Source organism: Rhizobium moroccans, from assembly GCF_057559155.1.
This window is the reverse complement of the sequence record NZ_JBHFJG010000015.1, coordinates 157,167-168,322: the sequence shown is the minus strand read 5'-3', so window position 1 is coordinate 168,322 and position 11,156 is coordinate 157,167. Positions and strand designations below refer to the sequence as shown.

Below are 11,156 nucleotides of genomic sequence, written 5' to 3'. Positions count from 1 at the left end.
AGCTGGCACTGACCTCCTACATGGTCGCGCTTGCCGTCTTCATTCCGATCAGCGGCTGGATGGCGGACAGGTTCGGGGCCAAGAAGATCTTCCGGCTGGCGATCCTGGTCTTCGTGATCGGCTCGATCTTCTGCGCAGTCTCCTCCACGCTTCTCGAATTCGTGCTTTCACGCTTCCTGCAGGGCATGGGCGGGGCGATGATGACGCCGGTCGGGCGCCTGGTTCTGCTCCGGACCACCAAGCGCAGCGAACTGGTCTCGGCCATGGCGCTGCTCACCATCCCCGCCCTGATCGGCCCGCTCACCGGCCCGCCGATCGGTGGCTTCATCACCACCTATTTCACCTGGCACTGGATCTTCATCATCAACGTGCCGATCGGGCTCCTCGGCATCTGGCTCTCCGGCATCCATCTACCCGATCTCGAAGCCGTGCGACCGCCGCGGATCGACTGGATCGGCTTCTTTCTCACCTCGATGGCCGCGGCCGGCGTCGTCTTCGGCCTGTCGGTGGTGAGCCTGCCGGCACTTCCGCCCGCCGTCGGGATAGGCACGACCGCGCTCGGCATCGCCTGCGGCATTCTCTACGTGCGGCATGCAAAGCGCCATCCGGCGCCGATCCTCAACCTGTCGATATTCAGCAACGATGCCTTCCGGGCGGCGACCACGAGCGGCACGATCTTCCGCATCTCGACCGGCGCCATTCCCTTCCTGATGCCGCTGATGCTGCAGCTCGGCTTCGGTCTCAACGCCTTCCAGTCCGGCATGATCACCTTTGCCGGCGCGATCGGCGCGCTCATGGTCAAATTCATCGCCCGGCGGGTCTATGCAGCGCTCGGCTTCCGCACGACCCTGCTTTTCGCCTGTGTCGCCGGCGCTGCCACAACCGCTGTCAACGGCTTCTTCACGCCCGAGACACCGCATGTGCTGATTATCGTCTTCCTCATGTTCTCCGGGCTTTGCCGTTCCTTCTTCTTCACCGGTGGCAATGCGCTGAGCTATTCGGAGATCGACGATGCGCAGGCGAGCCAGGCGACCTCGATCGCCTCGGTGCTGCAACAGGTGAGCCTCGCGCTCGGCGTCGCGTTCGCGGCCTTCATCCTCGAAGCGGCCTCGGTGCTTTCCGGTTCGCACCTGCAGCTTGCCGATTTCCACCTGGCCTTCTTCATCGTGGCCGGTTTCTCTCTGCTGGCGATCGGCCCGCTTCTTGGCCTCGACCGCAATGCGGGCGCCGCCGTTTCCGGCCACGGGCGCAGGCAGACCGAAATGACACCGGAGGCGGGGGAGTAGCTGAGCTTAAGCGGCGGTATCTTCTTCGGAGGCCTGCGGCTTGCGGCCCTTGAAGTGCTTGGCGAGCAGGAACATCTCCACCGACTCCGCACGTGAAGCGCCCGGCTTGACGTGGATGACCTGCTTGAAATTCTGCTTCAGCATGTTCAGGAGCTCGCGCTCCGTGCCGCCCTGGAAGGTCTTCGCCAGGAAATGGCCGCCCTCCGCCAGCACCTCGACAGCGAAGTGCGCGGCGACCTCGCACAGATGCATCGTGCGCAGATGGTCGGTCTTCTGGTGGCCGGTCGTGGGCGCCGCCATGTCGGAAACGACGAGGTCCGGCGCGCCGCCGATCGCTTCCACCAACTGGCGGGGAGCATCCGGATCGAGAAAATCGAGATGGAGGATCTTCACCCCCGGGATTGGCGCCATTTCGAGGAAATCGATGGCCGCGACGCGGATATCCTCCTCCGTCGAGCCCGTGACCTTCGCAGCGATCTGCGACCAGCTTCCCGGTGCCGCCCCAAGGTCGATGATGCGGCGGGCGCCCTTCAGGATATGATGCTTCTCGTCGATCTCCAGCAGCTTGAAGGCGGCACGGGCGCGATAGCCCTCGAGCTTCGCCCGCTGCACATAGGGATCGTTGATATGCCGCTCGATCCAGCGGCGGGAGGAGGCCTTGAGCTTCCCCTTCTTGACTTTCTGGCCGAGTTTGCGGCCGACCGGCGGTTTCGTCATCCCCTTACCTGCGCCTCCTCGTTCGAGGCGCGGCGCGGCCGCGCCCTGCGCCAGACGCCGTCATCGGCCATCATTTCCGTGAGCAGCCCTTCGCGCAGGCCGCGATCGGCCACCCGCATGCGCGAGCTCGGCCAGCGCCGGCGGATCGCCTCCAGGATGGCGCAGCCGGCCAGCACCAGGTCGGCGCGGTCCGGACCGATGCAGGGATTGGCCGCGCGGCCTGCGAAATCCCAGGACAAGAGCCTCGCCTGCATGGCGCTCACCTCCTGGTCGGAAAGCCAGAGCCCGTCCACCTTGCGGCGATCATAACGCGGCAGTTCCAGATGCACGCCGGCAAGCGTTGTGACCGTGCCGGACGTGCCGATCAGGTGAAAATCCTCCGCGCCCTGGCGGCGATCCTCGCCAAGCGGCGGGCATTCGAATTCGGCAAGCATGCGCTCGACCTCGTTCACCATGGCGGCGAAGACTTCTGGTGTCACGTCGCGGCCGCCGTGGCGTTCTGACAGCGTCACGACGCCGACGGGCAGCGAGGTCCAATGCGTGATGTGGTTGGCAAGCCGGCTGGAGCGGTTTTCGCCGATGCGGATCACCGCGATTTCGGAAGAGCCGCCGCCGATATCGAAGAGCACGACCGAACGCGCCTCACGGCCGACCAGCGACGAGCACCCCGAAACCGCAAGCCGCGCCTCCGTCTCGCGATTGATGATTTCGAGCGCAAGGCCGGTTTCGGCCGTGACCCGATCGAGGAACTCTTCCCCGTTTTCCGCCGAACGGCAGGCTTCCGTCGCAATCAGCCGCATGCGGCGGATCGGCTTGCTGGCAAGCTTTCCGGCGCAGACGCGCAGGGCCTCCACGGCGCGGTCCATCGCTTCCTGCGAAAGACGGCGATTGGCGGCAAGCCCTTCACCGAGCCGCACGATGCGCGAAAAGGCATCGACCACGCGGAACTGACCCGGCCGGGTCGGCTGGGCGATCAACAGGCGGCAGTTATTGGTACCGAGGTCGAGCGCGGCATAGAGATCGTCACGGAAAAAGGCGGCTCTCTCCGCGCGCTGATCGCCGCCCGCCGGAACGGCTGAAGGGCCGCGCGGCCGCATCTCCTTCGCGGGACCGGAGGCCGACCCGCCGAGTGAGCGCGCCGCAGCGGCGCCAGGTGCGGCCTTTGCCTGCGTCAACGGACGGCCCTGAAGGCCTCGGCCGCCGCGGTTCTTCCGCCGCCGGTTGCGCGATTTTCCACCCGGAGCGGACTGGCTTTCCTGCGAGGGTGGCGAACGCAGCGAGACCGGCGCCATGGCCGAAACCTGCACGGCTTCGGCCGGCGCGCCCGACCTGTTGCGTCGGCGCTTGCGCTTGCGCTGGGAGCTGCCTGCGGTGTTTAATTCCGGACGTCCGGCCTGGCCGACCTTTTCGACCTGGCCACCATGCGGGACAGACGCCGCGTTCCGGCTTTTGCCGTTACGCTTCGCCTTCCGGCGCCGCGAGGACTTTTTCGCCCCGCCGCGCTCCGCCGCAGACGCCCCGCCTTCTGGCGGCTTTCCGCCGCTATCGGGGTCCATATTCAAATATTCCATCTCGCCGCGCAAAACCTAAAAAAGGCATGCCGCTGGCATCTGATCGTTTCGTTGGGGCGGAGGATAACAGCGCGGGACGCTTTCGCCAATCGCTTTTTGAGCAGGTGCTTTTTCCGCTTTTCGAACGCTGTCAATTTTTTCAGAACGGGTATTTGCAATCCGCACGGTTTTGGTTATAAGCCCGGCACACCAGCGGCGGCGCTTCGCCGCCAGCCTGCTGGGGAATAGTTCAATGGTAGAACAGCGGACTCTGACTCCGTCGATCTTGGTTCGAATCCAGGTTCCCCAGCCAGTTTTCTTGTTTTAATTCAACAATTTAGCTTTATGTCGCCAGTGCTGGGAATACCCCCACGCTGCACCCCCACACAGGGGCTTTGGCGATGTCAAACTACCTGCGGCGAGAAGCCGACTCCTATTTTTTCCGGCGGCGTGTCCCAGCCTCTCTCCAGGCCTTGTTGGGCCAAACCGAAATATACCGGTCCTTAAAGACGACCGTGCGAAGAACAGCCAGGGCGCGGGCCGCCCACCTGTTCATCGCAACCGAGGAGCTTTTCAAGGTGTTGAGAGACAAGCAAATCCTGACAGACGACGACATACGTGCGGCTGTACGGCATTGGCTCGACCGAGACGACTGGCAGAGGCTGCTCCGGAAATATATCGATCAGAACACGCCAGCGAACCTCCGCAAATATCACGAAGAGATTCCTGACGTGCTCCTCAACATCGTCGGGGACGAGGAGAGGCCTGCTTGGGAGAATCTAGCGATGGAGGCGCTAGCGGCACTCGAGTACGCCGGTTACAACGGGTATCGAGCCAGTGTGGACGAGTTGGACCGAACCGAGGAAGCGCTTAAGCGGCAGCTACGCGAGCACGTTGACCGCCGCATGCACGCACTCTTCGCAGAGACCGCACCCGCTGCTCACACACGTCACGCAGACACTCCTTCTGAGCCTCCTGCGAACATGTCGAAACTCTCCACGTTCATCGAAGCGTGGCAGAAAGACATCGTCGCCGGATACAACCACAACAAACCCCTGAAGGACGCCGATCAGTACCTGAAAACTGTGGAGATGTTCATCGGCCTGATGGGAGACCTTCCTGTCGGACGGATCACGTTCGAGACGGCTGCCGAGTTTAGGGAGCTGGTGCTTCAGATGCCGTCCACACACGGTAAAGGAGCGACCGGATCGCCCAAGAAAGAGCTGGCCCGCGCCCGTGCCGATAAGACCTTGCCGCGCGTCACGATGAAGACCGCCAAGCGCCATTTTTCGGGCATGAACTCGCTCTGGAAGTGGCTCGTCCACAAGAAGCACGTCCCGGTCAGCCTACAGCCTGTCTCTTATACACATTCGTTTCCCGGAACGAAGTCCAAGAAATCTGCCCGCGACGACTGGTCACGCGAAGACCTGCAACGCCTCTTTACATCACGCGAATACCGTGATGCGCCGGACTCGAGCGCTCTCCATTGGTTACCCCTCATATCTCTTCATTCCGGGATGAGATTGGAGGAGATATGCCGCCTGCGTCCGGGCATTGACATCACCATCAAAGATGGCATGCCCTGCTTCGACATCTCCCCTCGTGAAGGATGGGACCCGAAGACCGAGTCAGGAATACGCGTCATTCCGATTCATTCATGGTTGATCCGGCACGGTCTCATGGATTTTGTGAAGGCTCAGCGCGCCAGGGGTGCAGAACATCTATTCTCTCCCGAACTCCCGCTCGGGAAGAGCATCAGTCAAGGATTCAGCCGCGAGTTCTCAAACCTCAAGATCGCTTTAGGCGTCGGCTCGAAAACAACGTTCCATTCATTCCGGCACACCTTCCGGACCGTTTTGGAATCGACCGACCTAAAGGAATCCCACATCGATGCGGTCATGGGTCATGAAGGCGGAGGTAGCGAAGGACGCACCTATACTAAGCGCGTAAGCACCGCCAAGCTCAAAGAGGTGGTCGAAGCGTTTCAGCCACCTCTTGACCTCGCGTTCCTTAGAACCGCGGCGGCAGCCACCGCCCCACCACCTTCGCCAAAGGTAGCCGTGAAGAAGAGAAAGCTCACCCCCCCGGTTATCGATGAGAATGGAAGGATGGTGCGGGGACGAAAGAGGTAGCTTCCACGCCTCCAAACGGAATGCCTCGCCGGAGGCAGTCGGTCCCGGTTCCCGCCGTTGGCGGCGCGATGCTGAACCTCCTGCGGCTGCCTTCCTTCCAGTCTCGGTATGCGCGAATTCCCGCCGTCCCGCTGACAGCGGCGCTATGCTGACGGCTCCGATATGCTCATCTTTCTCTGCGCCTCGCGGGGGCTTCAGCCCCCTGCCGCGCCTACGGCTTGGCCGCCCCCACCCTCATTGCCGGGGGGCTAGTCCGGAGCAGGGCATTACGGCCTTTAGCCTTCTTGTCCTGCTCCGGGTTGCGGTAGGATTTGGTCGCTCCGGTCCGTCAATCGAAATAGACGCGCACCGGGTCGCTGGCGCTCCCGCACCACTGCACATCGATTTCCATTGACTGCCCTCCCGCTCCGGGAGCGATACGTTAGATCCCTGTTGGTCCTCTCGACGCCTTTCCCGTCGCCACCCTGGGCTCACAACCCGGAATCTGCTACAAAATCGTTGTTTTACAATAGTTTAAGGAGATTCCAGATGGAGACGACAACTACGAGGATTCGCGGCATTGCGTTCGACGTGCTGGTGACAGAGACGACGCACCAGGACGCGCGCGGCGTCCTGTTCTATCTGGCCGTCATCATCGTCCGCAACCGCAAGACAGGCGTCGAGCAGGTGGCCCGCCGGTCGCGTATTCCCGGAGCCGGGAAGGCGCTCGCCCGCGACGTCCAGCGGCTGGGCGTCCGCGTCCTCGACAAGCTCACCGCGTGAACATTTTCAACTAATGGATGAAATAATTTTCTAAAAGGATTCGAGGGGGTCGCCAAGGATTCGAATTGTGGTGGCAAGGATTCGAGATCCATCCAATCCTTGCGCGAATCCTTGACGCAGGGATTCGAAGCTCCTGCCAGACCCTTGCGACAGCTTCGACGCATAGCTCTAGTGGAATGTAATTCCTCGACTTTTCTCCCCATCGCGTGCTCCCTATGCGTGTCATCAACAAAGGAGCCAACATGGCCATGACTACCCACATCGATTCCATTTTTACGATCGTCAAGGCGTTCGACATCTTTCGGGAGGCATACGACGCATACCTACTTGAGGTTGAGACCGCCCTACCCGACGACGTCGAAGACGAGGCGCTGCAAGAGCGTGTTAGGTCGCTGGTGCTCGGGTCCGGTGACGTGTCGATCTATCTTCGGGATTACGGTTACACGGTTGATAGCATGCGGGCGCTGCTACGTAAGTAACATCCAACACCAATTCCGGGCGGTTCTGACCCGCCCGGAGCCATCATCGGCATCGGAATAGGAGAACATCATGCACAACACACCCGACTGGCAACCGACGACGAAGACCTGTGGGAGGGCATGGCCCGACGGCGGAGGCATCTGGACACCCTGCGGCGGCCCTCTGCTCGAATGGAAGCAGCATAACCCGGAGACGGGAGCACTCATGATGACGTGTTGGCACTGCCGAGAGTGCGGCAGCGACACATTCCGGGCAGAGCCCGCACCCGCTAGCCCCCTCGCGCTGGCTCGCGCAACAGCCCTTCAAAGTTCATCATCAATGACAGGAGCATGACATGCAGAAGATCGAGATGGGCATGGAAGAGCCGTGGATCAAAAACCACGAATTCGCCGACATATTCGGCGGTAGGGCTGACGCCGATACGGTCGAAGGGACAAGCATCGTCATCAGGATCGATGACGGCATTCTCGATCTCGTGGAGCTCACGGTCGCTCGATTCCACGGTGATGACGAGTGGGTCTGGGACACGCCGAATGCCTACGGATGGACCAGAGACGTCGACGCCGCGAAGACGGCAGCGATGAAGAGGGGCTGGCACGAGGCCATGCTTCGTCTACGCGAAGAGGTGGCAACCGAGGTTGAAGGCCCACTGGACAGGATCGCAAAGGCGGCGGCGGCAGTCGCCCGGAAGCGCAGAGAGAAGGAGTAATAGTATGTTGGACATCATGAAGATACCGACCGAGGAATTTCCGCTCAACTGGGAGCGCTACAACCGCCTCATGGACGAGCTGCGCGATGCCGCTCGCGGCTTCGCCCGACTGGACGAGATGGGCTGGCCCGGCGGGCGCGATTTCGACCGACGTCTGATGGAGATATGGTCTCAACTACACAGCATATGGGATGACATTCAGGAAATCGAGCGTCGGCTTCGCGAGCAGCCCGTTTCCGGGTAGGTTCCTATACGACCGATGCCCACGAACGCGCTGTACGGCCTTCTCTGGCGTCCCCATTTTTGCAAACAGGGCCTTCGAGCCCTGTTTTCGCGTCAGAAGACGGTAACGACGACCGTGGCCGACGCCGCAGCCCCGGCGGCGTCGCTCGCCATAACGGCCAGCTCATACCGCCCCGGCACCACTGCGCGTCCATTGAAGGCGCCCGTTGTCCACGCGAAGGTCACACCTTCCGGCAGCGTTCCGGCGATGAGGTAGCGCACTGCGCCGGAGGCTCCGGCAACGACGGGCCGGAGATCGACAGCAGCTCCGACGTCGACGCTGGTTGTCCCCGAATACGACAACGAGAATTCAGCCGGCATGCCCGGAGCCAGATCGACCGGGATCGTCGGAGACCTTTCCGTCGAGCTCAGCATCGGCAGCACCCCTAAAGACTTCGACCGCCACACGACTTCGGCAGCTTCGGCCTGTCCCGCGAGCAGCACCGACAGCATGAGGATGCAGCGCCTCATGTTCGCATCTCAGCGTCATTGAGCCCGTCGTAGACTGCGACGACGGACTCGGCCAGCGCCTCGACGTCGGCCTTGTCCGCGACGTCGCGCGACAGCAGTTCGACATACGAGGCGTCGAGCGCATCGAGGCGCTGCCGCTGGTCCGGGGTCAGATGCCCGAGCAGCGCCCCGGCGTTGACCTCGAATTCTATTACCCTCATGCTCGCTCCCCCAACATCTCGATTGCGCGTCCGACCAGAGCGTCGGCAAGCTCATCGACATTCTCCGGTGCGAACTGGGGTGCCAGCACGGCTCGGATGAAGGAGAACGCACGTTCAAGTACGTCGTCGGCTGCTTCGGCTTCATCTTCGAATGTATCCATGCTCTACCTCCTGCCGGGGACCGGCGCGGCGTCGGCTTCGACTTCCGGTTCCGGCGTTTCCTCCGGCTCCGGCACAGACGCGACCCGCGCAGCACGTAACGCTCGCTCGACAAGTTCAGCCGGTCCCGCGCCGAGTCCGAGCATTCGGAGCTGGGTGCGGTCTTCTGACGCGAACTCACGGCGTAGCCAGTCGTGCACGACGGACGGCACGCGCTGTTCCAGAGCGAGGCGCGCAGACTCACGGCGCCGCGGCGACGGAGAGTCGAGTTCACGCACGAGTCGACGCCACGATCGCAGAGCCGGCTTCAAGCGCGGCACAGGCCTTTCCGACGCCGCAACGACAGCGTCCGGCTCGGGGTCGAGACCGCGCTCACGAGCCCAGGCATCGCGCCCCAGCGTGTAGCCGGTCGGCGGATCATACCGGGACCGGCGGCGCGGGAGCGAGCCGTCGAGCACCGGCTCGCTCGGCTGCGCGAGAGCGAGCAGTGCAGACAGCAGCGCGAGGAGCTGCAGCATCGTCTTCGTCGCCGGGTCGCCGCGCTGCGCTCGACGTCGCGCTAGGTCGCGGCGCATTTCATCGACGCACGTCCGACGTCGCCGTTTCCGCTCCTTCGAATCCTCATCCATGCCAACGCCTCCATCCTTCCAACAAGGATGCGCGCCGGCTCGAATCGGCGCAAATTCTGAGCGGACATCGCGACGTCGGGACATCGGATTCGACACGATTTGGGGTAGGTTACTACCCGTCGGCACCTCGCGAACGCGCTGTACGGCCTTCTCTGGCGTCCCCATTTTTGGCGAAGGTTGATTTCTGGCCGATTTTGACGTCCGGGTGTCTCGGAGCCGGAAAGTAGAAAGGGAGGCCGGAGCCTCCCTTTCGATCCACCTTCACGGCGGTGAACATGCTGCGAACTGTGAATATCAATCCATCAACCCACACCATATACTTCAGAGCCGCCTGCACGGCGGTGGACTGAAATCTCTGCGTATGCAGAGGCGTTCGCTCTTCTCCATGTAGAACGGTACATCCCTGCGTATGCAGGGAAACGTTGCCACGAGGGAGCGACGGCCAGCGTTCCTTACGTCCCGCTGACCACCTCAAGATGACGCCCGCTGGTGGTTTCCGCAAGGGTAGAAATACCCTGCTTTGCAAGAAAGTTGACGCTGGTTAACGGACTGTAATTGTTGAGGATACCACGGTTCAGCGTCGACCCGGCGTCGGCTTCATACCGTACCCCGCCCGCAGAGATGCTTCCGGCTCAGGGGGACGGAGTCGGGCCAGCTCTTTCCGGGCGGCGTCGCGCTGCGCAGTCGTCTCCATAAGGCTCTGGTCAAGGATGCGCGCCCGCTCGACCGCCTCCTTTCGGTCGGCATCGGCCTTGCTGGCGCGGTCGGCGGCGGATGTAGCCTGCGCGCGGAGCCGTTCCATCTCCCGCTCGACAGAGGCGCGGATACGGTCAGCAACGCGCGACTGCCGGAAGCCATCCCACGCCGTCCGTATGAGCGACGGCAGGCGCTGGAGCCGTGCCGACGCCTCGCGGACACGGGCGGCTTCGGCCCGGACGCGGGACATCATTGATCGAGCCTTCCGCTGCTCCTCTACGGCCTTGTCTTGCTCCTTTAGCGCGGCATCCGTCACGGCCTTGGCCTCCGCCAGTCTGCGGTCGGCTTCGGCCTTAGCGGCATCAGCTTCCGCCCGCAGCGTGGCGGCTTCCGTCGCCGCCGTCGAGACCATGGATTCCGTCTCGCCCTTCTTCTCCCGGATGAAAGATTCGACCTTGCCCTTGACCCTGTTGGCACGAGCGAGGGCAACTTGCAGAGCCTTGGCCTGAGCCGTCTCGCGCTGCCAGTCCCCGCGCGAGAGGTTCCGACGCCGGGGGCCGAGGCGAGCGAGTCCGCAGGGTATGCCGACTGCGGCATGGTACGAATCCTGCCAAGCGCGCATCGCAGCCTTGTACTCCCGATCAGCGCGTTTCGAGAGGGCTTTGGTGTCCTCGCCTTCGGCGGGACCGGCCGCCATCGCGGCGCGCTTCGCGGCCACGCCGGGATGATAGCGAATAGCTCGCATCTCTGGATCGTCGGTCGGCACGACATATGCATGAATGTGAAAATGGCTCTCATCCTCGTGACGGACGACAGACTTCAAGTCGTCGGCATACTGAGAACGAAGCCAGGCGATTGTTCGCTGTTCCCACTCCTCGGCCTCGGCCCGCTTCCCCGGATCGTCGCGGATCTCCCGCATGGTGTACGGATGCGAGGCGATGACCGTGTGAAGTGTCTTGTGATCCTGCCGGAGCTTGCGCGGCTTGCCCGTCTTCGGCGTCGTCCTCGCGGCGTCGGCCGCCGCGTCGTGCAGCGCCTCGACTTCGGCGATGCCGACACCGTAGACAACGACCGGCGGCGAAG

13 protein-coding genes and 1 tRNA gene are annotated in these 11,156 nt (G+C 62.8%); 7 read left to right on the top strand and 7 right to left on the bottom strand.

What is annotated here, in order from left to right; all coding sequences use genetic code 11:
- A partial coding sequence (locus tag ACE04I_RS11725) for an MFS transporter (RefSeq protein ID WP_487207070.1) occupies positions 1-1,286 on the top strand: 1,286 nt, incomplete at its 5' end.
- Positions 1,287-1,292: 6 nt separating this feature from the next.
- On the opposite strand, the gene ACE04I_RS11720 is transcribed toward ACE04I_RS11725, so the two are convergent.
- Positions 1,293-2,003, bottom strand: a complete 711-nt coding sequence (locus ACE04I_RS11720; RefSeq protein WP_046797396.1) for an RlmE family RNA methyltransferase — start codon at positions 2,001-2,003, stop codon at positions 1,293-1,295.
- A complete protein-coding gene (locus ACE04I_RS11715; protein WP_487207069.1) occupies positions 2,000-3,559 on the bottom strand; it encodes a Ppx/GppA phosphatase family protein in 1,560 nt (519 codons plus the stop codon). The genes ACE04I_RS11720 and ACE04I_RS11715 overlap by 4 nt, the downstream gene beginning before the upstream one ends.
- Positions 3,560-3,792: 233 nt before the next feature.
- On the opposite strand from ACE04I_RS11715, the gene ACE04I_RS11710 reads away from it, so the two are divergent.
- The 6 genes from ACE04I_RS11710 to ACE04I_RS11685 all read left to right on the top strand — a co-directional run bounded on the left by ACE04I_RS11710 (position 3,793) and on the right by ACE04I_RS11685 (position 7,880).
- Positions 3,793-3,866 (top strand) — tRNA-Gln (locus ACE04I_RS11710).
- An 88-nt stretch (positions 3,867-3,954) separates the two neighbouring features.
- Positions 3,955-5,685 carry a DUF6538 domain-containing protein gene (locus tag ACE04I_RS11705; RefSeq protein WP_487207068.1) on the top strand — a complete coding sequence of 577 codons (1,731 nt, stop codon included), beginning with the start codon at positions 3,955-3,957 and terminating at the stop codon, positions 5,683-5,685.
- Positions 5,686-6,213: 528 nt separating this feature from the next.
- Positions 6,214-6,447 carry a hypothetical protein gene (locus ACE04I_RS11700; protein ID WP_487207067.1) on the top strand — a complete coding sequence of 78 codons (234 nt, stop codon included), beginning with the start codon at positions 6,214-6,216 and terminating at the stop codon, positions 6,445-6,447.
- 242 nt (positions 6,448-6,689) lie between these two features.
- Complete coding sequence (locus ACE04I_RS11695; protein WP_487207066.1) at positions 6,690-6,926, top strand: hypothetical protein; 237 nt, start codon at positions 6,690-6,692, stop codon at positions 6,924-6,926.
- Between the two features lie 335 nt (positions 6,927-7,261).
- On the top strand, positions 7,262-7,636 hold the full coding sequence (locus tag ACE04I_RS11690; protein WP_487207065.1) for a hypothetical protein: 375 nt from the start codon (positions 7,262-7,264) through the stop codon (positions 7,634-7,636).
- 4 nt (positions 7,637-7,640) lie between these two features.
- Positions 7,641-7,880 carry a hypothetical protein gene (locus tag ACE04I_RS11685; RefSeq protein ID WP_487207064.1) on the top strand — a complete coding sequence of 80 codons (240 nt, stop codon included), beginning with the start codon at positions 7,641-7,643 and terminating at the stop codon, positions 7,878-7,880.
- A gap of 92 nt (positions 7,881-7,972) precedes the next feature.
- Here the strand turns inward: ACE04I_RS11685 and ACE04I_RS11680 are convergent, their stop codons facing one another.
- The 5 genes from ACE04I_RS11680 to ACE04I_RS11660 form a co-directional block, all read right to left on the bottom strand.
- The gene (locus ACE04I_RS11680; RefSeq protein ID WP_487207063.1) at positions 7,973-8,389 is read right to left on the bottom strand and encodes a putative Ig domain-containing protein; all 417 of its coding nucleotides are present in this window, start codon (positions 8,387-8,389) and stop codon (positions 7,973-7,975) included.
- On the bottom strand, positions 8,386-8,589 hold the full coding sequence (locus ACE04I_RS11675) for a hypothetical protein (RefSeq protein ID WP_487207062.1): 204 nt from the start codon (positions 8,587-8,589) through the stop codon (positions 8,386-8,388). The genes ACE04I_RS11680 and ACE04I_RS11675 overlap by 4 nt, the downstream gene beginning before the upstream one ends.
- Complete coding sequence (locus tag ACE04I_RS11670) at positions 8,586-8,750, bottom strand: hypothetical protein (RefSeq protein ID WP_487207061.1); 165 nt, start codon at positions 8,748-8,750, stop codon at positions 8,586-8,588. Before ACE04I_RS11670 ends, ACE04I_RS11675 begins: the two co-directional genes overlap by 4 nt.
- A 3-nt stretch (positions 8,751-8,753) precedes the next feature.
- A complete protein-coding gene (locus ACE04I_RS11665) occupies positions 8,754-9,377 on the bottom strand; it encodes a hypothetical protein (RefSeq protein ID WP_487207060.1) in 624 nt (207 codons plus the stop codon).
- 574 nt (positions 9,378-9,951) lie between these two features.
- Positions 9,952-11,156 (bottom strand): plasmid recombination protein (locus ACE04I_RS11660; protein ID WP_487207059.1); only part of this gene is annotated, 1,205 nt, incomplete at its 5' end.

Coding starts and splice junctions, on each gene's coding strand:
- ACE04I_RS11720 (WP_046797396.1), bottom strand. CDS start 2,003: ATGACGAAACCGCCGGTCGGCCGCAAACTCGGCCAGAAAGTCAAGAAG.
- ACE04I_RS11715 (WP_487207069.1), bottom strand. CDS start 3,559: ATGGACCCCGATAGCGGCGGAAAGCCGCCAGAAGGCGGGGCGTCTGCG.
- ACE04I_RS11705 (WP_487207068.1), top strand. CDS start 3,955: ATGTCAAACTACCTGCGGCGAGAAGCCGACTCCTATTTTTTCCGGCGG.
- ACE04I_RS11700 (WP_487207067.1), top strand. CDS start 6,214: ATGGAGACGACAACTACGAGGATTCGCGGCATTGCGTTCGACGTGCTG.
- ACE04I_RS11695 (WP_487207066.1), top strand. CDS start 6,690: ATGGCCATGACTACCCACATCGATTCCATTTTTACGATCGTCAAGGCG.
- ACE04I_RS11690 (WP_487207065.1), top strand. CDS start 7,262: ATGCAGAAGATCGAGATGGGCATGGAAGAGCCGTGGATCAAAAACCAC.
- ACE04I_RS11685 (WP_487207064.1), top strand. CDS start 7,641: ATGTTGGACATCATGAAGATACCGACCGAGGAATTTCCGCTCAACTGG.
- ACE04I_RS11680 (WP_487207063.1), bottom strand. CDS start 8,389: ATGAGGCGCTGCATCCTCATGCTGTCGGTGCTGCTCGCGGGACAGGCC.
- ACE04I_RS11675 (WP_487207062.1), bottom strand. CDS start 8,589: ATGAGGGTAATAGAATTCGAGGTCAACGCCGGGGCGCTGCTCGGGCAT.
- ACE04I_RS11670 (WP_487207061.1), bottom strand. CDS start 8,750: ATGGATACATTCGAAGATGAAGCCGAAGCAGCCGACGACGTACTTGAA.
- ACE04I_RS11665 (WP_487207060.1), bottom strand. CDS start 9,377: ATGGATGAGGATTCGAAGGAGCGGAAACGGCGACGTCGGACGTGCGTC.